This window comes from Agrobacterium sp. DKPNP3 (assembly GCF_052686535.1).
The window spans coordinates 15,334-38,420 of sequence record NZ_JBQYSN010000044.1; the positions used below are offsets into that span (position 1 = coordinate 15,334).

At 60.6% G+C, this 23,087-nt stretch carries 26 protein-coding genes and 1 riboswitch; of the genes, 12 read left to right on the forward strand and 14 right to left on the reverse strand.

Annotation, left to right across the window (positions count from 1 at the left end):
- Positions 1–127 precede the first annotated feature (127 nt).
- The 5 genes from ACUTJJ_RS13640 to ACUTJJ_RS13660 all read left to right on the forward strand — a co-directional run bounded on the left by ACUTJJ_RS13640 (position 128) and on the right by ACUTJJ_RS13660 (position 6,638).
- A complete protein-coding gene (locus ACUTJJ_RS13640; RefSeq protein WP_445542506.1) occupies positions 128–2,227 on the forward strand; it encodes a S9 family peptidase in 2,100 nt (699 codons plus the stop codon).
- Between the two features lie 483 nt (positions 2,228–2,710).
- A complete protein-coding gene (locus ACUTJJ_RS13645; protein WP_445542507.1) occupies positions 2,711–3,721 on the forward strand; it encodes an ABC transporter substrate-binding protein in 1,011 nt (336 codons plus the stop codon).
- Positions 3,722–3,968: 247 nt separating this feature from the next.
- On the forward strand, positions 3,969–4,877 hold the full coding sequence (locus tag ACUTJJ_RS13650; RefSeq protein WP_063950887.1) for an ABC transporter permease: 909 nt from the start codon (positions 3,969–3,971) through the stop codon (positions 4,875–4,877).
- Entirely contained in the window at positions 4,870–5,976 is a 1,107-nt protein-coding gene (locus ACUTJJ_RS13655; RefSeq protein ID WP_445542508.1) for a quaternary amine ABC transporter ATP-binding protein, read from the forward strand. The genes ACUTJJ_RS13650 and ACUTJJ_RS13655 overlap by 8 nt, the downstream gene beginning before the upstream one ends.
- A gap of 374 nt (positions 5,977–6,350) precedes the next feature.
- On the forward strand, positions 6,351–6,638 hold the full coding sequence (locus ACUTJJ_RS13660) for a hypothetical protein (RefSeq protein WP_144575364.1): 288 nt from the start codon (positions 6,351–6,353) through the stop codon (positions 6,636–6,638).
- A 10-nt stretch (positions 6,639–6,648) separates the two neighbouring features.
- On the opposite strand, the gene dmeF is transcribed toward ACUTJJ_RS13660, so the two are convergent.
- Both dmeF and dmeR read right to left on the reverse strand, forming a co-directional pair.
- Entirely contained in the window at positions 6,649–7,671 is a 1,023-nt protein-coding gene (gene dmeF / locus ACUTJJ_RS13665) for a CDF family Co(II)/Ni(II) efflux transporter DmeF (protein WP_445542509.1), read from the reverse strand.
- A gap of 62 nt (positions 7,672–7,733) precedes the next feature.
- Positions 7,734–8,006, reverse strand: a complete 273-nt coding sequence (dmeR, locus tag ACUTJJ_RS13670) for a Ni(II)/Co(II)-sensing transcriptional repressor DmeR (protein ID WP_063950883.1) — start codon at positions 8,004–8,006, stop codon at positions 7,734–7,736.
- Positions 8,007–8,135: 129 nt separating this feature from the next.
- Here dmeR and ACUTJJ_RS13675 point away from each other — a divergent pair, with 129 nt between their 5' ends.
- From ACUTJJ_RS13675 to ACUTJJ_RS13690, 4 genes are all read left to right on the forward strand, one after another.
- Positions 8,136–8,483, forward strand: coding sequence for a hypothetical protein (locus ACUTJJ_RS13675; RefSeq protein WP_445542510.1), 348 nt, complete (start codon positions 8,136–8,138; stop codon positions 8,481–8,483).
- Positions 8,484–8,543: 60 nt separating this feature from the next.
- Positions 8,544–8,957 carry a MerR family transcriptional regulator gene (locus tag ACUTJJ_RS13680; RefSeq protein WP_063950881.1) on the forward strand — a complete coding sequence of 138 codons (414 nt, stop codon included), beginning with the start codon at positions 8,544–8,546 and terminating at the stop codon, positions 8,955–8,957.
- Positions 8,958–9,160: 203 nt separating this feature from the next.
- Positions 9,161–9,649, forward strand: coding sequence for a GNAT family N-acetyltransferase (locus ACUTJJ_RS13685; protein ID WP_003509304.1), 489 nt, complete (start codon positions 9,161–9,163; stop codon positions 9,647–9,649).
- A 19-nt stretch (positions 9,650–9,668) separates the two neighbouring features.
- Entirely contained in the window at positions 9,669–10,235 is a 567-nt protein-coding gene (locus ACUTJJ_RS13690) for a type 1 glutamine amidotransferase family protein (RefSeq protein ID WP_445542511.1), read from the forward strand.
- A 177-nt stretch (positions 10,236–10,412) separates the two neighbouring features.
- On the opposite strand, the gene ACUTJJ_RS13695 is transcribed toward ACUTJJ_RS13690, so the two are convergent.
- The 7 genes from ACUTJJ_RS13695 to ACUTJJ_RS13725 all read right to left on the reverse strand — a co-directional run bounded on the left by ACUTJJ_RS13695 (position 10,413) and on the right by ACUTJJ_RS13725 (position 15,472).
- Positions 10,413–10,727 (reverse strand): hypothetical protein, encoded by a 315-nt coding sequence (locus ACUTJJ_RS13695; RefSeq protein ID WP_445542512.1) that lies wholly within the window; start codon positions 10,725–10,727, stop codon positions 10,413–10,415.
- A 4-nt stretch (positions 10,728–10,731) separates the two neighbouring features.
- Positions 10,732–11,442, reverse strand: a complete 711-nt coding sequence (locus tag ACUTJJ_RS13700) for a CbtA family protein (protein WP_445542513.1) — start codon at positions 11,440–11,442, stop codon at positions 10,732–10,734.
- A gap of 12 nt (positions 11,443–11,454) precedes the next feature.
- Positions 11,455–11,637 carry a CbtB domain-containing protein gene (locus tag ACUTJJ_RS13705; RefSeq protein WP_386905978.1) on the reverse strand — a complete coding sequence of 61 codons (183 nt, stop codon included), beginning with the start codon at positions 11,635–11,637 and terminating at the stop codon, positions 11,455–11,457.
- A 161-nt stretch (positions 11,638–11,798) separates the two neighbouring features.
- A riboswitch (cobalamin riboswitch) is annotated at positions 11,799–12,025 on the reverse strand.
- Between the two features lie 185 nt (positions 12,026–12,210).
- Positions 12,211–13,131, reverse strand: a complete 921-nt coding sequence (locus ACUTJJ_RS13710) for a c-type cytochrome (protein ID WP_445542514.1) — start codon at positions 13,129–13,131, stop codon at positions 12,211–12,213.
- An 87-nt stretch (positions 13,132–13,218) separates the two neighbouring features.
- Positions 13,219–13,653 carry a c-type cytochrome gene (locus ACUTJJ_RS13715; RefSeq protein WP_063950875.1) on the reverse strand — a complete coding sequence of 145 codons (435 nt, stop codon included), beginning with the start codon at positions 13,651–13,653 and terminating at the stop codon, positions 13,219–13,221.
- A 258-nt stretch (positions 13,654–13,911) separates the two neighbouring features.
- Positions 13,912–14,757 carry a metallophosphoesterase gene (locus ACUTJJ_RS13720; RefSeq protein ID WP_445542515.1) on the reverse strand — a complete coding sequence of 282 codons (846 nt, stop codon included), beginning with the start codon at positions 14,755–14,757 and terminating at the stop codon, positions 13,912–13,914.
- A gap of 112 nt (positions 14,758–14,869) precedes the next feature.
- The gene (locus tag ACUTJJ_RS13725) at positions 14,870–15,472 is read right to left on the reverse strand and encodes a superoxide dismutase (protein ID WP_003494380.1); all 603 of its coding nucleotides are present in this window, start codon (positions 15,470–15,472) and stop codon (positions 14,870–14,872) included.
- Between the two features lie 220 nt (positions 15,473–15,692).
- On the opposite strand from ACUTJJ_RS13725, the gene ACUTJJ_RS13730 reads away from it, so the two are divergent.
- Positions 15,693–16,037, forward strand: a complete 345-nt coding sequence (locus tag ACUTJJ_RS13730; RefSeq protein WP_445542516.1) for a hypothetical protein — start codon at positions 15,693–15,695, stop codon at positions 16,035–16,037.
- Positions 16,038–16,041: 4 nt separating this feature from the next.
- Here the strand turns inward: ACUTJJ_RS13730 and ACUTJJ_RS13735 are convergent, their stop codons facing one another.
- The gene (locus tag ACUTJJ_RS13735; RefSeq protein ID WP_445542517.1) at positions 16,042–16,584 is read right to left on the reverse strand and encodes a GNAT family N-acetyltransferase; all 543 of its coding nucleotides are present in this window, start codon (positions 16,582–16,584) and stop codon (positions 16,042–16,044) included.
- A gap of 96 nt (positions 16,585–16,680) precedes the next feature.
- Between ACUTJJ_RS13735 and ACUTJJ_RS13740 the strand changes: the two genes are divergently transcribed.
- Positions 16,681–17,568, forward strand: coding sequence for a LysR family transcriptional regulator (locus tag ACUTJJ_RS13740; protein WP_144575385.1), 888 nt, complete (start codon positions 16,681–16,683; stop codon positions 17,566–17,568).
- Between the two features lie 230 nt (positions 17,569–17,798).
- Here ACUTJJ_RS13740 and ACUTJJ_RS13745 read toward each other — a convergent pair whose 3' ends face one another.
- Positions 17,799–20,159 (reverse strand): methyl-accepting chemotaxis protein, encoded by a 2,361-nt coding sequence (locus tag ACUTJJ_RS13745; protein ID WP_445542518.1) that lies wholly within the window; start codon positions 20,157–20,159, stop codon positions 17,799–17,801.
- Between the two features lie 159 nt (positions 20,160–20,318).
- Positions 20,319–21,200 (reverse strand): branched-chain amino acid aminotransferase, encoded by an 882-nt coding sequence (locus tag ACUTJJ_RS13750; protein WP_209089320.1) that lies wholly within the window; start codon positions 21,198–21,200, stop codon positions 20,319–20,321.
- A 338-nt stretch (positions 21,201–21,538) separates the two neighbouring features.
- Here ACUTJJ_RS13750 and tam point away from each other — a divergent pair, with 338 nt between their 5' ends.
- Complete coding sequence (gene tam, locus ACUTJJ_RS13755) at positions 21,539–22,309, forward strand: trans-aconitate 2-methyltransferase (RefSeq protein ID WP_063950871.1); 771 nt, start codon at positions 21,539–21,541, stop codon at positions 22,307–22,309.
- Between the two features lie 2 nt (positions 22,310–22,311).
- Here the strand turns inward: tam and ACUTJJ_RS13760 are convergent, their stop codons facing one another.
- Together ACUTJJ_RS13760 and ACUTJJ_RS13765 are read right to left on the reverse strand one after the other, a co-directional pair.
- A complete protein-coding gene (locus ACUTJJ_RS13760) occupies positions 22,312–22,680 on the reverse strand; it encodes a VOC family protein (RefSeq protein ID WP_445542519.1) in 369 nt (122 codons plus the stop codon).
- Between the two features lie 48 nt (positions 22,681–22,728).
- The coding region (locus tag ACUTJJ_RS13765; RefSeq protein WP_445542520.1) for a helix-turn-helix transcriptional regulator at positions 22,729–23,087 on the reverse strand (359 nt) is incomplete at its 5' end.

Here is a 23,087-nt window from a genome sequence, read left to right on the forward strand (position 1 = left end):
GATCGAAAGCCGACGAAATTGTGCCAATGCCTCATTTCCCCTGTGGAGATTTTGAAACTTGATCGGCCGCACACCGCACTCTACATCTTGGTACCGCTCAAGAAATTTACAGGAAAGCGAGTTTCCCTTGCCGATTTTCAAGAACCTGCCCGCCGCCCCGACCGCCGAAAAACGGCCGGTTCAGGATACGCATCACGGCATCACCCGCACCGACGATTACGCCTGGTTCCGGGCCGATAACTGGCAGGCCATGTTCAAGGACACCTCCATTCTCGACCCGGCCATACGCGCCCATCTGGAGGCGGAAAACGCCTATATGGAAGCGGCGATGGGCGACACCAAGGCGCTTCAGGAAAAGCTGTTCGAGGAGATGAAGGGCCGCATCAAGCAGGACGATTCCTCGGTGCCCGTCAATGACGGACCCTATGCCTATGGCACCCTTTTCGTGACCGGCGGCGAACAGCCGCATTATTTTCGCACCCCGCGCGGCGGCGGCGAAAAGCATGTACTGCTGAATGGCGACAAGGAGGCCGAGGGCAAGGATTATTTCCGCCTGTCCGGCCTCGACCAGTCGTCCGATCACAGTCATGGCATCTGGGGTTACGACGACAAGGGCTCCGAATATTTCACCCTGCGCATCCGCAACCTCGAAAGCGGCGAAGACCTTGCCGATATCGTCGAAAATACCGGCGGCGGCGGCGCGTGGGCGCCCGATGGCAAGAGCTTCTTCTATACGCTGCAGGACGAGAACCACCGCCCGTCCAAGGTCTTCCACCATATTATCGGTGAGCCGCAATCGGCCGACCGGCTGGTCTATGAGGAAAAGGATCCCGGTTTCTTCATGGGCGTCGGTGCGTCCGTTCTCGACGATTTCATCTTCATCGACATTCACGACCACGAGACCAGCGAATATCGCATTCTCTCCACGAAAGACCTGACCGCCGAACCGGCTATCGTAGCGGAGCGTGAGGAAGGCATCGAATATTCGATGTGCGAAGGCGGCGACGTTTTTTTCATCCTGACCAATGACGGCGATGCCAAGGATTTCCGCATTGTGGAAGCCCCGGTCACCGCGCCGGGCAAGGAAAACTGGAAAGAGGTGGTGCCGCATGAGCCGGGCCGGCTGATCCTCTCCGTCGATGCCTATGGCCGCCATCTGATCTGGCTGGAGCGCCGTGACGGCCTGCCGCGCATCGTCATCCGTGACCGCCGCACGGGCGAGGAACATTCCATCGCCTTTGCCGAGGAAGCCTATTCGCTTGGCCTGCATGGCGCGGCGGAATATGACACCGACGTCATCCGTTTCTCCTATTCCTCAATGACGACGCCGAGCCAGCTGTTCGATTACGACATGGTGACGCGCGAACGCACGCTTTTGAAAACGCAGGAAGTGCCCTCAGGCCACAACCCTGATGATTATATCACCCGCCGCATCATGGCCCCTACCCATGACGGTGAGCTGGTGCCGGTCTCCCTGCTTTACCGCAAGGACGTGCCGCTCGACGGTTCCGCTCCCTGCCTGCTCTATGGCTATGGCGCTTACGGCATCACCATTCCCGCGTCCTTCTCCACCACGACGCTGTCTCTGGCGGACCGCGGTTTCATCTATGCCATCGCCCATATTCGCGGCGGCAAGGACAAGGGCTTCGAATGGTATGAAACCGGCAAGATGGAGCACAAGCAGAACACCTTCAAAGACTTCATTGCTGCTGCCGATCATCTCGTTCAGGAAGGCTTCACGTCTTACGAGCGCATCATCGCCGAGGGCGGTTCTGCCGGCGGCATGCTGATGGGCGCTGTCGCCAATATGGCGCCGGAGAAATTCGCCGGCATCATCGCCGCCGTTCCCTTCGTGGACGTGCTGACGACCATGCTGGACGACACGCTGCCGCTGACGCCGCCGGAATGGCCGGAATGGGGTAATCCGCTGGAATCGGCGGAAGAATATGGCTGGATCGCCGCCTATAGCCCCTATGACAATGTCGCCGCCAAGCCTTATCCGCCGATCCTGGCGCTTTCCGGCCTCACCGATCCGCGTGTCACCTATTGGGAGCCGACCAAATGGGTGGCGAAGCTGCGCGAAAAGACGACGGGTGAAGCGCCGATTCTGCTGAAAACCAACATGGCGGCCGGCCATGGCGGCAAGTCGGGGCGCTTCCAGCGCCTGGAGGAAATAGCCTTCGAATACGCCTTCGCGCTGAAGGTGGCCGGCAAGGACGCCGTGTGACCTCCACTCCGGGCGGCACGCGTTGCCGCCCGCCTCGTTTTGCATAAAAATACCCTCCGAAAAACGATTTCAGATTATTTTTTCCACAAAATTACCCATCAGTTTCTTATTTAAGTAAAACTCACATATCGGGTGAATTTTTATTTTGTTTCAATGAATAATGACGATTTTTTATTGAATAATAAAATATATCCCATGCATTATTGAATCCGGAAGATCGTTCCGTAAATCACCCGCATGGCTGCCTTGCGTCATATTGCGTTGCAATATCACTTTTCCGCCGTATTATGCACGCCGTTGACATATTCATGCGCCTTCCCGCCGCTGTTTCTGCGGCAAGTTCGCGGCTTGTTCTGCGGATAGTCTCTCGCCGGATTTTTCGGCATTTCCACGCGCCATGTCAGTTCGCCCTTGGCAATCCGGGCTTTGCAGTGCTCCCGCTTTGCCAATTGAAAACACTGCATCAGACTTGGAGGTCTCCTCATGAAGAAACTCCTGGCCTCGACCATTTTCGTAACGGGCTTTACCATCGCTGCCGGTGCAGCATCTTCCGCCAACGCCGCAGAGACCTGTGGCAACATCTCCATCGCCGAAATGAACTGGGCATCCGCCGGTGTCGCGGCTTACGTCGACAAGTTCATCATGGAGAACGGCTATGACTGCACGGTCAACGTCGTCAGTGGCGACACCACCCCCACTTTCACCTCCATGAACGAAAAGGGCCAGCCGGACATGGCGCCTGAAATGTGGGTGAACACGCTGGGCGCTCCCTATGAGGAAGCGGTGAAAAGCGGCAACCTCATTCAGGAAGTCAAAATCCTGAGCGATGGCGGCGTTGAAGGCTGGTGGATCCCGAAATATCTCGCCGACGACCATCCTGACATCAAGACCGTGGAAGACGCGCTAAAGCATCCCGACCTGTTCCCTGCCCCTGAAGACGCCAGCAAGGGCGCCGTCTTCGGCTGCCCGCCGGGCTGGGGCTGCCAGCCAACCACCGCCAACCTGTTCAAGGCCCGCAAGGCCGATGAAAAGGGCTTTGCGCTTGTTGATACCGGTTCCGCAGCCGGTCTGGATGGCTCGATTTCCAATGCCTATGAAAAGAAGCAGGGTTGGCTCGGCTATTATTGGGCTCCAACGGCCATTCTCGGCAAATACGATATGGTCAAGCTGGACGACGGCGTGGCGCTGGACCGCGAAGCCTACGACAACTGCATCGCCAAGCCCGATTGCGCTGACCCGAAGCCGAATGCCTATCCGGTGGCCGAGGTCTTCACCGTCGTGACCAAGGACTTCGCCAAAAAGGCGGGCCCTTCCATCGACTACATCCGCAAGCGGCAGTGGGACAACGACACCGTCGCCAAGGTTCTGGCGTGGATGGATGAGAACCAGGGCACCAACGAAGATGGGGCCGAGTATTTCCTCGAGAACAACGAGGACATCTGGACGAAGTGGGTTTCGCCCGAGGTAGCGGAGAAGATCAAGGCTTCGATGTGATGGATTGATGGGGGCGTTGGCGCAAGCCGCCTACCCCCCCTCTGCCCTGCCGGGTATCTCCTCCTCATGGGGGGAGATCGGCTGGGCGCACCCTCCTCACAAATCCGCGACGTGCGTGATGAGCGTATCTCTCACCGCTGGTCGATCTCCCCCCTTGTGGGGGAGATGTCCGGCAGGACAGACGGGGGCATGCCAGCCTCCGTCGCCCACCGCACCTCCCCCAAAACCCAAAGGGAAAACAACAATAATGGCCCTCTGCACCTACCTGCCGGACCTGCTCTGCAAGTTCCCGGCGATCGACAACTCCACCATGCGCGTGGCGCGCAAGACGATCGATGACGGCTTTCGCGATATCGTGCGCAATTACGGCGATGCGATCGACGTCGTCGTGCATCCGCTGCAGCTCTTCCTCAATTCCTCCGAGCGGCTGTTCATCCAGACCCCGTGGATCATCACCATGCTGGTCATTCTCGCCATCGTGCATCTGGCCGGGCGCAGCTTCAAGATCACGGCCGGAACCGCCCTTTCCCTGCTGATGATCGGCGCCGTCGGCCTCTGGCGCGATGCCATGACGACGCTCTCCATCGTCGCCATCGCCACCCTGATCGCCATCGTCATCGGCCTGCCGCTCGGCATCCTGATGGGTCGTTCGGAACGCCTGCAACGTCTCATCAATCCCGTGCTCGACGTGATGCAGACCCTGCCCAGCTTCGTTTATCTCATCCCCGTGGTGGTGATTTTCGGCATCGGCAAGGTTCCGGGCCTGATCGCAGTGGTGATCTATGCCATTCCGCCGGTCATCCGCCTCACCAGCCTCGGCATCCGCCTCGTTGATCGCGAAGTGCTTGAGGCGGCAGACGCCTTCGGCTCCTCCAACGGTCAGAAGCTGTTCAACGTACAGCTGCCGCTGGCACTGCCGACCATCATGACCGGCATCAACCAGACCATCATGATGGCGCTCGCCATGGTCGTCGTCGCTTCCATGGTCGGCGTCGGCGGTCTCGGCAAGAATGTGCTGCAGGCCATCAACAACCAGTTCTTCACGGTGGGCTTCCTGAACGGTTTCGCTCTGGTCGCCATCGCCATCATGTTCGACCGGGCGAGCCAGGCTTTCGGCAAGCGCCTGCAGAAATACCGCGAGGTCTCCCATGGCTAAAAGCATCGAAATCAGGAATCTTTACAAGATCTTCGGCAAGCATCCCGAGAAATATCTCGAAGCGGTGCGTAAAGGCATGGACAAGGTGGAGCTGAACGACAGGCACAATCACGTGCTTGGCCTCAACAACATCAACATCACCATGCCGGGCGGCAAGATCACCGTCGTCATGGGGCTGTCAGGCTCCGGCAAATCGACGCTGATCCGCCACATCAACCGGCTGATCGACCCGACAGCCGGCGAGGTTCTCTATGACGGCGAGGATATCTGCGGTATGAGCACCTCGGCGCTCAGGCAATTCCGCCGCCACAAAACGGCGATGGTGTTCCAGAAATTCGGCCTTCTGCCGCATCGCACCGTGCTTGAAAACAGCGTCTACGGCCTCGATATCCAGGGCGTGCCGCGCAGCAAGAGCGAGGAAAAGGGCCGCTACTGGCTGGAGCGTGTCGGCCTTGCCGGTTACGAGGACTATTATCCGAACCAGCTTTCCGGCGGCATGCAGCAGCGTGTGGGCCTTGCGCGGGCGCTTGCCAACGATGCCGATATCCTGCTGATGGACGAGGCCTATTCGGCTCTCGACCCGCTGATCCGCGTGGATATGCAGACGATGCTGCTCGATCTGCAACAGGAGTTGAAGAAGACCGTCGTGTTCATCACCCATGATCTGGATGAAGCCCTCAGGCTCGGCGACCACATTGCCATCCTGAAAGACGGCGAAGTGGTGCAGCAGGGCGACGGCCAGAGCATCATCCTTTCACCGGCCGATGGTTACGTCACCGACTTCGTGCGCGACGTCAATCGCGGCCGCGTGCTGCAGGCAAACACGGTCATGGAGCCGCTGGAGAGCAAGCCAGAGGGCATGCCGGTCCCCGAGACCGCGACGCTCGAAACCATCGCCCGCGATCTCTCTGAAGCCAACGAGACGCAGGCCCATGTGGTGGACGAGGACGGCAAACCGGTCGGCAGCATCGGGCTCGACACGCTGGTGGCCGCCATGGTGACGCCGGCGCCGCAGGAGGTGGAGGTGAAGGCGGAAGCGGCGGAGGAACCGGAGAAGCTCAAGGAAACGGTTGTGCCGATGGAGAAGGAAACCGCATAATCCGACGCCAGACGGATTGGCGCGTCCGCGAGATTTCCTCTTTCCGTCATACCGGCCTTGAGCCCGTATCCAGCCAGGCCAAGTCCTTGAACTGAAAGGGCTCTCTTGCCGCGCAGGGGCGCGCCGGCTGGATTCCGGTTCAAGGCCGGAATGACGGGAGCGAGGCGTTTATGGCGCCAGAAATTTAAACCGGGCTGCAATGCCGCGAGGGACAAAGCTGGCAACCTCCTCCTTGCCCGTCTTCATTAGGCAAAAACGAAGCGCCACTTCGCCGCCTGTCAACCCTTCCCTGTCGCTGCAGCGCAGCAGACGCAAGGCTCACGCAAGTCCGCGCCGTTAACTATTCGTTAACTTTTGAACGCGGAATCACTGACATGCAGATCGAAAGCAGTATTGGCGGATACAACTACAAAGGTCGCATTCGTGACATCGAAAAAGCCGGCGGCGCGCAGAATGCGCCGGAGGAGCAGGCCGTAAATCGCGGTCCTGGCAACCCTACGGTTTCCAGCACCATTCTCTCGCAGTCGCTGGCCAATGTGCTCTGGGCGGTCGGCAGCGGCAATGCGCCCGCCCTCCAGGAAACGGCCACCGCTTCCCCGGAAGACAAGGCGAAAGCGCAGGTCGAATGGGTGCGTAGCGCTTACTCGGAATATACCGAATAAGCGAGTCTGATCAGGCCCTTGCCGGGCTCACTTCCACCGTCACATGCGACAGTTCATGTATGGCGGCAAGTTTCTGCTTATAAAACGCCGGCACTTTCGGCGCCTGCGAATGGATCGCCACGATGGCGGCGTGATGCCCCGGCCCCACCTGCCAGACATGCAGGTCCGTGATGCGATCTTCTTCCGTTTCCACAGTTTCACGGATTTCCTGCGGCAGATCCTCGGCATCCGGCAGCGCGTCGAGCAGCGTCGTCGCCGTCGAGCGGATCAGGCCCCAGGACCAGCGGGCAATCACCAGGCCGCCAACGATACCCATCAAAGGATCGAGGAACGACCAGCCGTTCCACTTGCCAAGAAGCAGCGCGACGATGGCGAGGACCGAGGTCAGCGCGTCCGCCAGCACATGCAGATAGGCGGCGCGCAGATTGTTGTCCCGACCGCCCTTTGCGCCGTGGCCGGCATGGTGACCGGCATGGGAACCGTGATCGTGATGGGCGTGGCTGCCGTGCCCGTGATGGGCATGCGAGCCGTGTGAATGGCCGTGACCATGGCCATGATCGTGGTGGTGATCATCCTTCAAAAGCACGGCGCTCAAAAGATTGACGGCAAGGCCGATGGCGGCGACGAGAATGGCCTGGTTGAAATCGATCTCGATCGGATTGACGAGGCGCATCCCGCTCTCCACCGCAATCAGCAACGCCACGACCGCCAGTACGATGGCGCTGGCAAAGCCGGCGAGATCGCCGAACTTGCCGGTGCCGAAGGTGAAGCGCGGGTTACGCGCTTCGCGCCGGGCATAAAGATAAGCGAGCGCCGAAATCAGCATCGCGCCGGCATGGGTCGACATGTGCCAGCCATCGGCCGTCAGCGCCATGGAACCGTACCAGTGGCCGGCGACGATTTCGGCCACCATCATGACGGTAGTGAGCGCGATGACCATCCACACACGCTTTTCATTGCGCTCGTGGTTCTGGCCGAGGAAAACGTGGTCGTGGCCAGTTGCCGCACGGTGTTCGGATGTCGTCGTCGTCATGTCGCTTTATCCCGCATCTATGATGTCGATTAAATGTTCGGTTCGATTTGCTGTCGGCCGCTTTACCGGATGTAGGTCTTCAGCACCTGAGCCAGCTCTTCTGCCGCCCGGGCCCGTTCGTCTTCGGTCTCGGCATGCACCACATGCTCATGCAGGTGCTCCTGCATCACCTCCCCCGTCAGACCGGAGAGCGCGCCGCGCACCGAAGCGAGCAATTGCAGCACCTCGCCACAGGGCTTGGCGTCATCAAGCGCACGCTCCACCGCTTCCATCTGCCCCTTCAGGCGGCGGATGCGGGCAAGCAGCTTGTCCTTGTTGCGGATGGTATGGGACATGGTGACCTCATATACTATAGGGGGGTATAGTATACCGACGCAATTTTTTGCACAAGACGCGCAGGACGCAATCTCCGCGAATGTTTCGACGCTTAAAAATGCCCCATCAGAACTAGGGGACTCACAGTCATGACGACTATCGCAGCAACCAGCAGCATCAATTTCGCCTCTCCCGTCCGCGGCATCGCGCCTGCGCACAACCGGGAGCGCCAGTCCACCACCGAGGCTTTGCAGGAGCTGACGCGGGCGGCCCATCGCGCCATTTCGGTGGCAGGCAATGTCGCCACCGCCGTCGCTCCGCTGGCCGGCGCCTCCGCGAGCCTCGCTGCCGCTCTCTGGAACATGGACAGCGGCGCTGCCGCCGCAACTGGCGCCAATGCTGATGTGACCGCTTCCGCCCAGCCGGATATGGCAGGCCTCGAATCGCAGATCCTGAAGGCGCTCGCCCATGCTCTCGGCGTCGAAGGAGCCGCTTGAGGCCATTGAACCGGCGGCGAAAAAGCCATATCTCTAGAGACTGGAGATTTGGAGAAGATCATGCTGTCCATCGGTGAACTGTCGAAACGTACCGGCGTCAAGGTTCCGACGATCCGCTATTACGAGCAGATGGGCCTCATCCGCGAGGCGGATCGCTCGGAGGGCAACCAGCGCCGCTACGAGAAATCCGACCTCGAGAGGTTGACCTTCATCCGCCACGCGCGCGATCTCGGCCTTAACATCGATGCCATTCGAGAACTCATCGCGCTCAGCCAGCACCGGCAGATGCCCTGCGACGGCGCTGATCGCATCGCCGCCGAACATCTTGCGGATGTGCGCGAGAAGATCGCCAGCCTGAAGAAGCTGGAACACGAACTGGAACGCATCGTCTCCCATTGCCACGGCCATTCGATCGAGGATTGCTACGTCATCCGGGCGCTGTCCAACCACGACATGTGCGAGGGCGAGCACTGAGTGAAAAACCGGGCTTGACAGTTTACGGATTCGGGCGCATTTGATGTCTCATGATCAACGAACGCGCACCCATCTCCTGCTCGTATTTTTGGGCCTTCCTTTAAGGGCGGCTCGACAGATCACATTGTCAACAAGCCGCCGTCAGGCGGCTTTGTTGTTTTTCAAGCGTCCTGACGGCACAGATAAGACCAAAGGACCGAGAAATGACCGAAGATAGCTCCCTGACACTGGAAAGACCGCCCGTCGTCATCATTCGCGGCGCGCGCAAGACCGATCTGCCCGAGCTCAACGAGATGATCACGCTGCTTGCCTCCTACCACGGCGATGCGGCGGCGATCACGCCGGCGAAACTGGAACGCGACCTGTTCGGCCCGCTGCCATGGGTGCACGGGCTGGTGGCCGAGGCGGACGGTGCGCTGATCGGTTACGCGCTGCTTCTGCCGCTCTACCGGGCGCAAGAAGGCCGGCGCGGGCTGGAGCTGCATCACCTCTTCGTCCGTGATGGCCATCGCGGCCATGGCACCGGCCAGCATCTGGTGTCCCGCGCGCGGGATATCGCCAAGCGGCTCGGCTGCGACTATCTTTCCGTCAGCGCCACAACAGGCAATGTGGCGGCGCATCGTTTCTACGAAAACATGGATTTCGCGCCGCGTCCGGTCACCGGCATGCGCTACATGCAGTCCATCGCCTGATTGACCTACGGAGACGGCCATGACACGGATCGCCATTGCGTTGGCTGAGGATTTTGCGGACTGGGAGCCGGCGCTGCTGGCGGCGGCGGCGCGCAGCTATCTCGGCGTCGAGATTGTTTATGCCACGCCCGATGGCCGGCCGATAACGTCCATGGGCGGGCTGAAGGTAACGCCGGATACATCCTATGACGCACTCGATCCCGTCGACATCCATGCGCTCGTCATCCCCGGCGGTCTCAGCTGGGAAAAGGGCACGGCTGCCGATCTTGGCGGGCTGGTATACCGGTTTCGCGACAGGCACCGGCTGGTCGCCGGCATCTGCGCGGCGGCAAGTGCGCTCGGCGGCACGGGCGTTCTTGATGATGTCGCCCATACCGGCAATGCGCTGGCATCGCACAAGGCCTATCCGGCCTATCGCGGTGAGGCTCATTATCGCGATCAACCGAAAGCGGTCAGTGACGGCGGCATTATCACGGCAGCCGGCAGCGCGCCGGTCAGTTTCGCCGTGGAAATTCTGAAAAGCCTCGGACTCTTTGGTCCGGAAGCCGAGGCGGAACTTCAGGTTTTTGCGGCGGAGCATGGGTGAGGCGCAGAGCGTTCTTCTGCCCTCCCTCCGTCATACCGGCCCTGAGCCGGTATCCAACCAGCCCAAGTCCTTGGGCTGAAAAGACTTCCCCCGCCGCGCAGACGCGCGTCGGCTGGATGCCGGATCAAGTCCGGCATGACGGTCGAGAAGAGGATGTCTCTCGCAAATCATCCTGCGCTATTCTCGATCAAGCACCCGGCACACGCGCGCCGCAAACTCCGGTCCCTCGCCTGAAATCGCGCGGCGGATATCGCGGCTGTTCAAATGCAGGCTGCGGCCGGAGGGCAAGTTTGAGCGTTTGATCTTGAAGATTGCCGCAGCGGCAAAAGCAGCTTCGTGGTCTTGAAAATAGGCAAGCGCCGCATGACGATCGGGGCTCGGCCCCAGCACCGCCTTGAAGGCGAGACGGTGCACGGCGCATAGCGCGCCGTGACCGGGAACGGCAAAACGCAGCGCATCGAGTTCCTCACTCCATTCCGCTGCGTCCTGCATGGTTTCAAGCCTGCTGGAAGCGCTTCAGGAACAACGCGCTCAACGTGCCGATGAGCGCCCAGAAGACGAAGCTGGTGACGGTGGCGGCGACGATGAACTGACGCTCGAGCGGCAGCGGCGCCAGCGCATGCTCGCCTTCCGGCGGCAGCGGCGCACCCACCACATGCGGCGCGACGATGATCACCAGCGCCAGAACAATCGCCCAGGGCTCGCGACGGAATGCGATCAGCGCAATGCCGCCCGCAGTTGCGGCAACGGTTGCAAGCCACCAGATCTGCCGTGATTCAAGGGCTGCGGCCGGGCTGCCCGGCAATTCCGGTGGCAGGCCGATCATAGGAGCAAGCATGACGGCGGCAAAGCCGGCAACGCCCCAGAGAAGGCCTTCGCGCCAGCCGGCATTGGTACCACGCAGCGACATGAGGCCAGTCAGCACCAGCGCGTAACCGATGGCGGTCAGCACATTGGCCGCGACGGTGTAGGCGGTGCGCTCGAAACCATCGGCTGGAGCCCATGCCTCGTCATTGTGCTCATGGGCAGGAGCCGCAGCGACCGGTGCAGGCGCATCATGGCTGTGCGGCGCTTCACCAGCGCTTTCAAAGGTTTCCGCCTGAAGGATGAGCGGCGTCGTGCCGACAGCCTGCATGGCGGAGACAGCGAAGCCGCCGACAATGCCGACGAGAATGGCGGTAAAGACGATGTTACGGAAGAAAGACATGCCGCTCCCCCCTCAGTGGCAGGGGAAGGCGTTGGCATGGCGCGTGTCATGCGCGGCATTGTGGACGGCTTCCACATGGGAAAAACCGACAAAACCGACTACGAACAGACCAAGCACGATCGCGGTGAGCGATTGCGCGAAGCTCGCTGTTTTTGCAGACGCGGCGGCATTGGCCGTATTCTGATTGATGGACATGGTGACCCCTCTCCGGCGCGACCCCGCGCCTTTGGACGCGGCCGGTCGGCAGAAGCCGCAAGACCGCATGCGATATACTTCACCACGGGGATACGAGACTGACACAGGGCGGCATTGATCCCGCCACCCTGAAATTCCGCTCTTCCGGACACCCCGCCGGCATGGACATTTCCGTGATGGCAGGTCTCCTGGCTTACGGGTCAAAACCTGAAACGCCTTCCCGGCATCGCTCTCGCCCTGAATGGGGCGAGATGGCTTGCCAGTGGCATTTCGTTTCAGGCTCTCCGCTCACAGTTGCGGGGGCAGCCACGAATGAGGATGTCTCCCTATCGTGTTCCCTTTTCACCTTCCGGAACGCCCGGAAGGAACCATCACAGGATTGTTATCCGATGGGCGAGAGCGGGAGTCAATGGTGGGCCTGATTTCGAACTGCACGCCGTCGCCTCCGCCTCCGTCACCCCGGACTAGATCAGGGGTCCAGCGCGATCAAGTCCTTGATCGTAAGAGACTCTTCTCACGGCGCAGACGCGTCGTGGCTGGATGCCGGATCTGGTCCGGCATGACGGCTGAGGATTACCGCGCCGGGATCGCCTTCAGATAGGCGGCAATCGCATCGCGATCTTCGGCGGTCAGATGCGCCATGTTCTGCTGCACCTTGACCATGGAGCCGCCGACACTGTCAAATTCAGGGGTAAAGCCGGTTTCGAGATAGCCGGCAATATCGGCCTTTGTCCAGCTGCCGATGCTCTGCGAACCGGGGGTAATGTCTGGAATGCGGCCCTCGCCTTCGGGATTGGGGCCGCCCGCCAGCCATTTGTCCGCCAGGAAGCCGCCAAGCGCATTGCGTGGCGTGTGGCATTCGCCGCAATGGCCGGGTCCTTCCACCAGATATTGGCCACGCAGCAGCTCGGCATTGGCGTTGGCAAGCTCGACGCGCGGCGGGGCGGCGGGGTCGAAATAAAGGAACTTCCAGCCGCCCAGCACCATGCGCATGTTGAAGGGGAACGGCAACTCGTGATCCGGCGCATCGTTCTGGCTGGCCGGCAGGGTTTTCAGGTATCCGAAGAGATCGTTGATGTCCTTCTGCGTCATGCGAGCATAGGACGCGTAGGGGAAGGACGGATAGAGATGCTCGCCATTCTTGCCGACGCCGCGCGTCATGGCATCGCCGAACTCCGCCAGCGTCCAGGCGCCGATGCCGTGCTGCGGATCGGAGGAGATATTTGGAACATGGAAGGTTCCGAAGGGACTTGGCAGCGCTTGTCCGCCCGAAAGCGTCAGTTGCGCCTCTCCCTTCGCATCGGATGCGGCGTGACAGCTGGCGCAGCCGCCGGCCCAGAACAGCGTTTCGCCGTTGGCGAGATCGGGGTCGCCCAGGCTGACCCAATGGCTTGGCGCCTGCCGTTCAGGCGCTGTAACCCAGGTAAATATGCCGTAGCCCGCAATCGCCGCAATCACGGCACCACCGACGAGTTTCGTCCAGATGGAGGACATGCCCCTCTCCCCAATCTCACCTGACCTGGCCAGGTGCCTTGCCTGCCGGAAAACGCCGCCTGTGAGCGGCGTTTCCAGATACGTCGCTTATTTCTTCAGACGGTAGGTCTGGTGGCAGGTGCCGCAATCGGCGCCGAGCGTCTTCATGGCCGTGGCAACGCCGGCCTGGTCGGTGGGCATATTGGCGAGAACCGCATCGGCGTCCGTCCCGAGCTTAACGGCCTTGGCCTTGAAATCATCGAAATTTTCCCAGATGGCCGGCGCTGCCGCGCTGCCGGTCTCGGTGCCAGCGGGAAACTGGTCAGGGAAAGCCTTCGCATTGGTGCTGATGGTTGTCACGGCAGTCTTGACGGTGTCCGCATCAAAGGGCTTCTCGCCCTTGGAGATCGCGGCAAGCGAACCCATGGCGCCACCGATCTGCTTCATCATGCCTTCGCGCTTTTCGACTTCGCCGGCAGCGTAGACCGCTCCGGCGCAAAGACAGCCGAACAGCATGGCCGCCGTGATGGTTTTCAGTTTCATACACTCTCTCCTTGATGCCGGCGAACGCCGGGCTTTGAACGCAACGCCGGGAGGATGCCCTGTCCCCATGGCGAAAAGAAGTCACATTGCGGTGAATTCTTCCAAGAAAACAGAAGTCTAGGCAGGATGACGACGCACATCACGCCGGCTCTATGGCCGGACGCTGACAGCAGGCTGAATGGGAATAACCGCCTGGAAGCAGGCGGCGCGGCCGATAAATGTCACTGAAGCCGGCGACGGAAGCAGCCGATGCCCCGATCAGAGCGCCAAAACGCGGTCTTCCTCACGGCCAAATCCCCGAATCGCGATCCGGTCGGCAAACACATCGGCGATGGCAAAGGTATTGCGGTCGGGTGTATCGACCATGCCCTTGAAATTGACGAAATGGGTCTTGCCGAGCACGCCGTAATTGCCCTCGTGATTATGGCCGTTGAACCATGCGACGGCAGACGGGTGCGCACCGAGAATCTCGAGAATGCGTTGCGCATCCCACATATTGTGGGCGTTTTCCGGAAAAACCGGGTAGTGGCAGAAAACGACGACTTTTTCGCCTGTAGCATCCGCCTTTTGCAGAACCGACCGAAGCCAATCGAACTGCGCGTCACCCAGCGATGCATTCCAGTCCTGCGCATTGATTGCGCCTGCGTCCCTGAGGCGCTTCAGCCGTTCTTCGGCAAGCACACGGCGTACATCACCTGGCGGGGGCGCAAAAAGGCTGACCTCATTACCATCGAGAACCACGAAGCGGACATTGCCAATGGCGAAATCATGCCAGGGGGCAGACATGCCAAGGCGGGCATGGATAGCGCCGAGATGCTCGGGCGCGACCGAAAAATCGTGGTTGCCGGGTAGCATCACCGACGGGTGCCGAAGCCTGTCATAGACGCTGAGAATGACATCAAAACTCGCAAAGTCGCGATCGATGATATCGCCGAGCGTCACCACGAAGGCGAGGTCCTCGGCGTTGAAGACATCGATGGCGGCAGCAAGTTTTGCAGGGCTTTCGCGATAATAGCGGCCCATGTCGGGACGCGGATCGACATCGGCATATTGGGGATCGGCGACAATGCCGAAGGAGAAGAGAGGCGTGCTTTTTTCAGTCATGATGCGCCGCGATAAACCCGGCGGATGACAGGCTTGTGACAGTGCACGGTCGGCCAGAAAGCAGAACACCCGGCGCGATGGCCGGGTGCTCAGGAATTCGGTTGTTGAAGCCTTACTTGGCAGCGGCTTCGTAACGCTCCAGGACGTAGTCCCAGTTGATGAGGTTATCGACGAATGCTTCGAGGTACTTCGGACGCAGGTTGCGGTAGTCGATGTAGTAGGAGTGTTCCCAGACGTCGACGCCGAGGATCGGCTCTGCACCGTGCACCAGCGGGTTTTCGCCGTTCGGGGTCTTGGAGATTTCGAGCTTGCCGTTCTTGACGGAGAGCCATGCCCAGCCGGAGCCGAACTGCGTGGTGCCGGCAGCGATGAAATCCGCCTTGAATTTGTCGTAACCGCCGAGATCGGATGCGATCGCCTGCTCGAGCTTGCCCGGAAGCTTGTTGCCGCCGCCGTCCTTCTTCATCCACTTCCAGAAATGGACGTGGTTGTAGTGCTGCGCGGCGTTGTTGAAGAGACCGGCATTGGTGCCAAAGGACTTCTTCACGACTTCTTCGAGCGACAGGTCGGAAAGACCGGCCTCGGCAGCCAGCTTGTTACCGTTGTCGACATAAGCCTTGTGGTGCTTGTCGTGGTGGAACTCGAGCGTCTCGCGCGACATGTAAGGTGCAAGCGCGTCGTAGTCGTAGGGGAGTTCGGGAAGTTCGAAGGCCATGGTTTTTACTCCTTTTTGCAGCGGGTTACCGCTCCTAGAAACCGTGTGAGCGGACCATAGGAGCGAAGCTCTGTTTGGGCAACCGGTGAATTATCAAAATGTTCCGCCAAAGGAGAAAATTCATCTCGCCACTGGCGCCACCACATTTGTTTCACAACCGCAGCGTACCGTTTTACACCCTATCGGTTCTGTTTTGCCGACAATGCAGGAAGGAAATTCCATGACCCGCCGTTTGATCCGCCCCCTTATCCTCGTCGCCGCGCTCTGCGCAATCGCACTTCCGGCCGCCGCCTCGTCTGACGATGCATGGAAAGAATTCGCAGCGCAGGTCCAGACGGCCTGCCTCGCTGGCGCCAAGGATATGATCGAGGATGCGAAGGCGGTGGTCGATCCCTTTGGCAGCGAAAACTACGGCCTCGCCATTCTCACCGGCAAGGCGAAGGGAGCGGATGCGACCGTCAGCCATATTTGCGTCTATGACAAGAAAACCAAGGCCGTGGAACTGGGCAGCGAACTTGCGGGCGATACGCTGAAGGTGGAGATTCCTGGCTCCACGAAACCCTGATTGCTTAGAAGCGCGGCGTCGTATCGCCTTCGCCCAGCGCACGTTGCATCAGCACTGTGTCCAGCCATTGGCCATGTTTCCAGCCAATGGATTTGAACGTGCCGACGAGTTCGAAACCGGCGGCGCGATGCACGCCGACCGATGCCGCATTGGCGCTGTCGCCGATGACGGCGATCATCTGCCGGAAGCCACGCGCGGTTGCCTCGCTGATCAGGGCGTCCAATAGCTTTCGGCCAATACCCATGCCTTTCATCGAGGGGTCGATATAGACCGAGTCCTCGACTGTTGCGCCATAGGCCGGGCGGGCGCGGTAAGCGCCGGCATAGGCGTATCCAGCCACTTTGCCTTCCGCCTCGGCGATGAGATAGGGAAAATTGCCGTCGACCAGAAGACGGCGGCGCTCCGCCATTGTTTCCGCCGTTGGCGGATCGATCTCGAAACTGGCGCGGCCATGCAAGACTGCATCCCGGTAGATTTCAGTGATGGCTGGGATATCCGCCTCTTCACAGGGGCGGATCAGAAGGCTGGAAGTGGTGGGAGGGGTCATTCTCTTGTCCTGCGGATCATTTACGCCGGCATTGTGCATTGCGGCGCGGTCAAAATAAAGATTATCTGACTTATACAAACGATAAGGTTTTCTTTGATGATGGACCTCGATCTGCGGCAGCTGCGCAGTTTCATGGATGTGGCCGATCTCGGCAGCTTTTCCGCCGCCGCCGACAAGGCCGGGCTGACGCAGCCGGCCGTGAGCCTGCACATCAGGCTGCTTGAGAAACAGCTGGGCGTGCGGTTGATCGAGAGGGTCGGCAGACGCGCCCAGCCGACGGCTGCGGGCCGCGACTTCCTCATCCATGCAAGGCGGATTGCAGAGGAAGTGGCGCATGCCATCGACACCGTCGCGCCGCACCGGAGCGGCATCACCGGGCGCCTGCGCATCGGCACGGGCGCCACCGCCTGCATTTATCTGCTGCCGCCGGTGCTGGGCGATATCCGGCGTGCCATGCCGGGTATCGAGATCGTGGTGCAGACTGGCAATACCCACGATATCCTGCGGCTCCTGGAGGCCAATATGATCGACGCCGCCGTGGTGGCCCTGCCCGCGAGCGGTCGCAGCCTCGATATCAGCGAGATTCGTCTCGATGAGATGGTCGCGGTTTTCCCGCAAGGCTCCGTCTCTGATGCAACGGCGCTCAACGCCGAGACGCTTTCGGCGCGGCCGCTGCTGCTTTACGAGGGCGGCAATACGCGCCGGCTGGTGGATCAATGGTTTTCGGCAAGCGGCCGCACCGTGCAGCCCGCCATGGAACTGGGCAGCGTCGAAGCGATCAAAAAGCTCGCAGGTGCGGGCCTTGGCCTTGCCATCGTGCCGCGCATGGCGATGGAGCATGAAGAGGCGGCATCCGGGCTCGAATGGCGCTCGCTCGAACCGCCGCTTGAACGGCGGATCGCGCTGGCGATGCGCCGCGACAAACATATGACCGCGCCGCTGCGGGCGCTTGCCGCTGCGCTGCCGGATGTGCGGAAAGGATGAGGCCCGTCCCGGCTGCGAGGGCAGGCCTCGACTTGTTGACGAGAAGGCCCCGTACTCTCTCCTGCGTCATGCCGGACTTGATCCGGCATCCAGCCACGGCGCGTCTGCGCCGTGAGACGAGTCTTTACGCGATCAGGGACTTGATCGCGCTGGACCCCGGATCCAGTCCGGGGGTGACGGAGCCCATAACCAAGCCTCCACCCGCACATTCAGTCCCACGAGGTTCGTTCTCAAAACTCCGTCCAGTCATCACCCTTCACGGCCAGCGCCGCGTTACCGCGCGAAGCGGAAACCGGGCGGGCCTTCGCAGCCGGGGAGGTTTGGGTGGCAGGCGCCTGCGCTGGCTTTGCTGCGCGCTGCATCTGCCGCGCCGTCTCCCGCAACACAGAGGCCTGCTGGCCGAGCTGGAACTGCGCCAAGAGTGCCTGGAGATTGGCGCACTCCTGCGCGAGGCCCGCACCGGCGGCGTTCATTTCCTCCACCATGGCGGCATTCTGTTGCGTGGCCTGATCCATATGGTTGACGGCGGTGTTGACCTCGGAAAGGCCCGCGGATTGTTCCTGCGCTGCGGTCGCGATGGCATCCATATGGCTGTTGACGGACAGCACGAGCTGCTCGATTTCGGAGAGCCCGACGCCGGTATCGGCGACCAGCTTCACCCCCTCGCCCACCGCAACAGCCGATGTATGGATGAGCTGTTTGATTTCCTTTGCCGCATTGGCGGATCGCTGGGCCAATTCGCGCACCTCCTGTGCAACGACCGCAAAGCCCTTGCCTGCATCGCCCGCCCGTGCCGCCTCCACCCCGGCATTCAGCGCCAGAAGGTTGGTCTGGAACGCAATTTCATCGATAACCCCGATGATCTGGCCGATCTGGCTCGAGGAATGCTCGATCCGTTCCATGGCCGCGACCGCGTCACGCACCACCTTGCCGGACAGATCGGCTCTTGCACGGGCATCTCGCACGGTTTCGCGCGCCTCGTTGGCGCGTTTGGAGGTTGCGGAGACATTGGCGGTGATCTGTTCCAGCGCCGCGGCGGTTTCTTCGAGCGACGCAGCCTGCTGCTCGGTGCGACGGGAAAGATCGTCGGAAGCGGACGAGACCTCGTGTGCGCCGCCGTTTACCGTCTGGACGGAGTGGCCGACGCTCGTGAGCGCATCCCGCAGCTGAACCACGGAGCTATTGAAATCATGCCGCAGCGCCTCGAATTGCGGGGCAAGAGGCGTTGTGATTTCCGCCAGCATGTCGCCGGACGCCAGGCGGCGCAGGCCTTCTGCCAGCAAGCGGGTCGCCTGGTTGAGGCGCTCTTCGGCCTCGGCCTCTGCCCGTTGCTGCAACGCGACGCGGTCGCGGTCGCTCTGTTCCCGGTTGGCATCGGCCTGCATTTCCAGTTCGCGTTTACGCAGCGCGGCCTCGCGGAAGATTTCCACGGCACGCGCCATTTCGCCGATTTCGTCACCGCGACCTGCCCCCGACACGTCGATGGAGAGATTGCCGCTGGCAAGGCCCATCATCGTTTCACTCAGGCGAGAAATCGGACGGGTGACCCGCTTGGAGATCACGATCAGGCCGCCGATGCAGGCCAGAAATGTCGCCAAGAAGACCGCGAGATAAACGAGTGCATTCGTAAAGGCTTCGGCCTTTCTTGACTGGGCATTCGCATCCAGAAGAGCAATGGCGTCGGACGCGACTTTCGCGACGACGTCGATATTCTCGGTGACGGTGGTGCGCCAGGTGTCGACGGTGAAGGCCGGCGTGCGTCCGTTTGAGAGATCGTCGACAAAGCGGGCCCGGCGAGCGGCGAAATCGCCCTTGAAATAGGCATTTTCGGCAGCCGCATAAGCGGTCTTGAGCGATGCCGGGGTCGATTCATGGGCGATGAGGTCGCCGGTGACTTTCCAGGCAAACAGCGCCGTGGCATCCAGGTTGCCGAGCTGCTGGATTTCCTGTGACGTGAGGGATCGTTGATCCGCAACGACAGTGTTCAGCATCACGGTGGCGCTGCCTGCAACCGCGCGGGCTGCCCAGGCATTGGCCCGCAGCTGGATAATGCCGGTCAGCGTCTCGTCGAGAGACCGGATATGCCCTTCGAGGTCCGTCGATTCCTGCTCTATCGCGGTGAGCAATTCCGTGCCGAGCGCGAGGACTGTCTTGTCAATGCCCTTCTCGCGACGATCGAGCGGCAGGGTCAGATTGGAATCGATCCTGGTCCGCAGATCGACAAACCGCTGATAGGCGGTTTTGACGCGCGCGACGCCTTCCTGCAACGCCGCATGATCGAGCGAAGCGGATTGCTCCAGAAAAGCATTGACCGCAACATCCACACGCTGTCGGGCGGCGCGGGCCGTCGTGATGCTGCCGGTCGCCCGCGAGAGATCAACCGCCAGCGCCGAGGCGCTGTGACCACGCTCGGCGCGAAACGCCAGCAAGGCGTCGAATAGTTGCTTGTCGAGCGATGCGAGCTCTGCGACTTCGGAATAGTCGTGAAACTTCTTGAACGAAGTCCACATTCCGTTTCCAACGAGCCCCGCCAGCGAAAGACTGATGACGAGAAATAAACCAATAAGAATATTACGTATGGTGAAAAACATGGACGGCTCCCATAGCCTTAAAATCAATGGGTAGACCTTGAAGCCGCTTTTATAAAATTGAATTAATACCCCCTGCTTTGTGGGGGTATTTTTCGCAGGTGCGAACAAAAACGCCGCGGACAGATAGCAACGGCGTTTGGTGTCTTAAGCAGCGCCCTATCAGGCGTCTGAGCCCCGACGTGCCCAGTCCATATAGAGATCGAGCGCCTTGCGGGCGACGGGTCCCGCCTGCAACTCGCGATCGTCGAGCTTCACGACGGGGGACACCTTGGAATAATTGCCCGAGCAGAAAATCTCGTCCGCCTCACGAAAATCCTCAACCGAAAGCGTTGCTTCGCGAACCTCGAACCCGGCCTGGCGCAGAAGGCCCATCACACGCGAGCGGGTGATGCCCGCAAGGAAGGTGCGGTTCGGCACGGGGGTGAATACGATCCCGTCCTTGACCATGAAGACATTGGCCGAAGCGGATTCGGCGACGTTGCCGTTCATGTCGCGCATCAGCGCATTGTCGAACCCGCGCGAGCGCGCTTCGATGATGGCGCGCCCGCTGTTCGGGTAGAGGCTTCCGGCCTTGGCGTCCGTCATTGCCGTTTCGGGCGACGGACGGCGCAACGGCGACACGGTCAGCGTCAGCGGCTGGCCGGCATCCATCGGCGCCTCGAACAGGCAGAGCGCAAACCGGGTGGAGTTGGCATCCGGCGCCACGACGCTGCCCGGCATGCCATGTTCGGCCCAGTACATCGGCTTGATGTAGATCGCCATCTTGCCATCGAATTTCTTGACGCCCTCGAGCGCCAGCGCCTCGATCTCCTCGGCCGTCATGGTCGGCTTCATGCCCATGTTGGTGGCGGAGCGATTGACGCGCTGGCAGTGCAGATCAAGATCGGGTGCGACGCCATCGAACCAGCGTGCGCCGTCGAATACCGTGGAGGCCAGCCACATGGCATGCGAAGTCGGCCCGATGAGCGGCGGATTGCCGGGCAGCCATTGACCGTCAACATAGGTCCAGGTGGTTGATCGGGGTGCAGTATCGACGCTCATTGCGGTCTCCTGTGTCAGGCGGTTCCGGCTTGCGAAAACGCTCGGTCATTTTAGGTCTGGTGCATATCGGCGGGCAAACGCTGCGCGCGCTCGGCCCCGACACGGGCTTTAAAATCGGCCGGAGTGAATGCCTCCGACCCTGGTAGGTCAAGGTTTAATTGCCGGGATTTTTGATTTTGATGGAAAATAACAAATCAATGAACCTGTGCGCATGTTTTATAAGGTGAAACAAAAGGTTGATGAATGAATTCATCACAATAATTCATCGATCCGATGATGGCGGGGCCATGGCGCCCGTGTCATGCTGCGGATCCGACGGCAATCGGCAGGAGTAAATCATGGTATGGTCCGCGCAACAATATCTCAAATTCGAAAACGAGCGGACGCGACCCGCGCGCGATCTCCTCGCCCAGGTGCCGCTGGAGCGGGTGTTGAACGGTTATGATCTCGGCTGCGGCCCCGGCAATTCCACCGAGCTTCTGACAGAGCGTTACGGCGTCAATGTCATCACCGGCATCGATAGCGATGACGACATGCTGGCAAAGGCGGTTGACCGGCTGCCGACCACCCGTTTCGGCAAGGCCGATCTTGCGCTTTGGAAGCCCGCGCAGAAAGCGGATTTGCTTTACGCCAACGCCGTTTTCCAATGGATACCGGACCATCTCGCCGTCCTGTCGCAACTGATGGACCATCTGGAGAGCGGCGGTGTTCTCGCCGTGCAGATGCCGGACAATCTGCAGGAGCCGACCCATATCGCAATGCATGAGACGGGTGACGAAGGGCCGTGGAAGGACAAATTTTCGGACGGTCGGCTGCGTCGCAAGCCGCTTCCCGCGCCTACGGCCTATTTCGATGCGCTTTCGCCAAAAGCTGCGCGGGTTGATGTCTGGCACACGATCTACAACCACCCCATGACAGATGCGGACAGCATCGTTGAGTGGGTGAAGGGCACGGGGCTGCGCCCCTATCTTGACGCAGCCGGCGAGGAAAACCGCGACGCTTTCCTCGCCGACTATAAAAGACGCATCACCGCAGCCTATCCGGCGATGGCGGATGGGCGGCTGCTCCTGCGCTTTCCGAGACTGTTTATCGTTGCAGTGAAAAAGTAACGTCAGCCCGCGAAAGCATAGACCCGCAGACGATGATGATCGGGGTCAACGGCGGTAAATGTGTAGCCGAAATCCATGGTCGATGGCGGCTGCAGCATGTCGATGCCCCTCGCCTTCCAGGCGGCGAAAATCTCGTCAACTTTAGTCTCATTTTCGACCCGGAACGCGATCTCACCGCCGCCGCCGGTCATCGACGCCTTCGGCTCGACAGTGTGACGCGACCAGAGGCCGAGTTTCATGCCGGTTTCAAGTATGAAGAGGGCAAATGTCGGCGAGGCTTCGACAGGGTCGACGCCCAGGAGGTCCTTGTAGAATCCCGTGCTGGCGGGCGGATTGTCGACATAGAGGATGGTGAAGTCGGGATGGGTCATGGCTGTTCTCCTGTGTTGCGGATGAACGGTTTCTAGACCCAGCTCCTGTCAGTTTTTGTCAGCATGCTCACGCCGGCGCTGTTTTTCCCGCTCGCGCCATTCCTTCAGCAATGCCTGACGACGGCGCGGGTAACGGCTGTCGAGAGGGCGGAAATCTTCTATGCGGTCGGCCCGGAAACTGCGGTAGCCCTGCCGTGTCTCGCACCAGCCCAGCACCACCCGCACCAGATCGAAAAAGGCGAGTGCGAAGGGCCAGATCACCCGTTCCGTCACCTCTCCCTTTTCATCGCGATAGGTGATGATGACCCTGCTTTCCTTACGGATCGTATCGCGAATGGCGGCCAGATCGACATGGATGGCGGCGAGGCCCTGCCCCGGCCCGACGAGCAGGGTGGAATGATCGAGTT

What these genes read in the sequence shown, in the direction of transcription:
- tam (WP_063950871.1), top strand. Translation starts at nt 21,539, where the DNA reads ATGGTATGGTCCGCGCAACAATATCTCAAATTCGAAAACGAGCGGACG.
- ACUTJJ_RS13745 (WP_445542518.1), bottom strand. Translation starts at nt 20,159, where the DNA reads ATGTTTTTCACCATACGTAATATTCTTATTGGTTTATTTCTCGTCATC.
- ACUTJJ_RS13660 (WP_144575364.1), top strand. Translation starts at nt 6,351, where the DNA reads ATGCAGATCGAAAGCAGTATTGGCGGATACAACTACAAAGGTCGCATT.
- ACUTJJ_RS13740 (WP_144575385.1), top strand. Translation starts at nt 16,681, where the DNA reads ATGATGGACCTCGATCTGCGGCAGCTGCGCAGTTTCATGGATGTGGCC.
- ACUTJJ_RS13750 (WP_209089320.1), bottom strand. Translation starts at nt 21,200, where the DNA reads ATGAGCGTCGATACTGCACCCCGATCAACCACCTGGACCTATGTTGAC.
- ACUTJJ_RS13685 (WP_003509304.1), top strand. Translation starts at nt 9,161, where the DNA reads ATGACCGAAGATAGCTCCCTGACACTGGAAAGACCGCCCGTCGTCATC.
- ACUTJJ_RS13705 (WP_386905978.1), bottom strand. Translation starts at nt 11,637, where the DNA reads ATGTCCATCAATCAGAATACGGCCAATGCCGCCGCGTCTGCAAAAACA.
- ACUTJJ_RS13725 (WP_003494380.1), bottom strand. Translation starts at nt 15,472, where the DNA reads ATGGCCTTCGAACTTCCCGAACTCCCCTACGACTACGACGCGCTTGCA.
- ACUTJJ_RS13675 (WP_445542510.1), top strand. Translation starts at nt 8,136, where the DNA reads ATGACGACTATCGCAGCAACCAGCAGCATCAATTTCGCCTCTCCCGTC.
- ACUTJJ_RS13760 (WP_445542519.1), bottom strand. Translation starts at nt 22,680, where the DNA reads ATGACCCATCCCGACTTCACCATCCTCTATGTCGACAATCCGCCCGCC.
- ACUTJJ_RS13645 (WP_445542507.1), top strand. Translation starts at nt 2,711, where the DNA reads ATGAAGAAACTCCTGGCCTCGACCATTTTCGTAACGGGCTTTACCATC.
- ACUTJJ_RS13710 (WP_445542514.1), bottom strand. Translation starts at nt 13,131, where the DNA reads ATGTCCTCCATCTGGACGAAACTCGTCGGTGGTGCCGTGATTGCGGCG.
- ACUTJJ_RS13695 (WP_445542512.1), bottom strand. Translation starts at nt 10,727, where the DNA reads ATGCAGGACGCAGCGGAATGGAGTGAGGAACTCGATGCGCTGCGTTTT.
- ACUTJJ_RS13690 (WP_445542511.1), top strand. Translation starts at nt 9,669, where the DNA reads ATGACACGGATCGCCATTGCGTTGGCTGAGGATTTTGCGGACTGGGAG.
- ACUTJJ_RS13700 (WP_445542513.1), bottom strand. Translation starts at nt 11,442, where the DNA reads ATGTCTTTCTTCCGTAACATCGTCTTTACCGCCATTCTCGTCGGCATT.
- ACUTJJ_RS13650 (WP_063950887.1), top strand. Translation starts at nt 3,969, where the DNA reads ATGGCCCTCTGCACCTACCTGCCGGACCTGCTCTGCAAGTTCCCGGCG.
- ACUTJJ_RS13730 (WP_445542516.1), top strand. Translation starts at nt 15,693, where the DNA reads ATGACCCGCCGTTTGATCCGCCCCCTTATCCTCGTCGCCGCGCTCTGC.
- ACUTJJ_RS13720 (WP_445542515.1), bottom strand. Translation starts at nt 14,757, where the DNA reads ATGACTGAAAAAAGCACGCCTCTCTTCTCCTTCGGCATTGTCGCCGAT.
- dmeR (WP_063950883.1), bottom strand. Translation starts at nt 8,006, where the DNA reads ATGTCCCATACCATCCGCAACAAGGACAAGCTGCTTGCCCGCATCCGC.
- ACUTJJ_RS13715 (WP_063950875.1), bottom strand. Translation starts at nt 13,653, where the DNA reads ATGAAACTGAAAACCATCACGGCGGCCATGCTGTTCGGCTGTCTTTGC.
- dmeF (WP_445542509.1), bottom strand. Translation starts at nt 7,671, where the DNA reads ATGACGACGACGACATCCGAACACCGTGCGGCAACTGGCCACGACCAC.
- ACUTJJ_RS13655 (WP_445542508.1), top strand. Translation starts at nt 4,870, where the DNA reads ATGGCTAAAAGCATCGAAATCAGGAATCTTTACAAGATCTTCGGCAAG.
- ACUTJJ_RS13680 (WP_063950881.1), top strand. Translation starts at nt 8,544, where the DNA reads ATGCTGTCCATCGGTGAACTGTCGAAACGTACCGGCGTCAAGGTTCCG.
- ACUTJJ_RS13735 (WP_445542517.1), bottom strand. Translation starts at nt 16,584, where the DNA reads ATGACCCCTCCCACCACTTCCAGCCTTCTGATCCGCCCCTGTGAAGAG.